Origin of the sequence: Stenotrophomonas sp. CASM114 (genome assembly GCF_049384325.1) — a bacterium.
In the GTDB taxonomy this organism is placed as follows: domain Bacteria; phylum Pseudomonadota; class Gammaproteobacteria; order Xanthomonadales; family Xanthomonadaceae; genus Stenotrophomonas; species Stenotrophomonas muris.
The window spans coordinates 1-441 of sequence record NZ_JBMRGJ010000051.1 but is presented as its reverse complement, the minus strand read 5'-3'; the positions used below and the strand labels follow the sequence as shown (position 1 = coordinate 441).

General features: G+C 41.0%; 1 protein-coding gene. It reads left to right on the top strand.

The genetic code is table 11. The features are described 5' to 3' along the window. Positions 1-441, top strand: a 441-nt coding sequence (locus VG566_RS20425) for a hypothetical protein (RefSeq protein ID WP_423172732.1), incomplete at both ends; no start/stop codon positions are given.

Genomic DNA, 441 nt, shown 5'->3' with positions numbered 1-441 from the left:
TTGTACGTAATTTAAAATATGTAGTAATCGGGTTAGTGATATTGAGCGTTGCTTTTGCAGTGATCATGGATGGCAGTGCTTTTGCATGGGGCGGTGCTGTGGGAGATATGATAAAAGTGTGGATGATCAACACCATTGGTAGTGTTGGTACTTATGCAGTATTGGGCGTTGCAGTATTATCTTATATTATCTGGCGCTTTAATCCTGCGTTTAAAATACCGGGTAGCAAAGAAGCGCAGGCTGGTGTTGAACCTTTGCCGGAAGAAATTATTGCACCCGTTGAATTTGCTGTAGAAGATAATAAAGGAAATGCTTTAAAGAATGGTGTAGGTGCAATGGTTGCTCCGCCAGCAACAAATGCAACTCCTCAACATGACCTGCAAATAGTTGAAAAAGAAATAGAACCTATTGCTGCTGTTGAGGAAGAAGATGATTCAGATG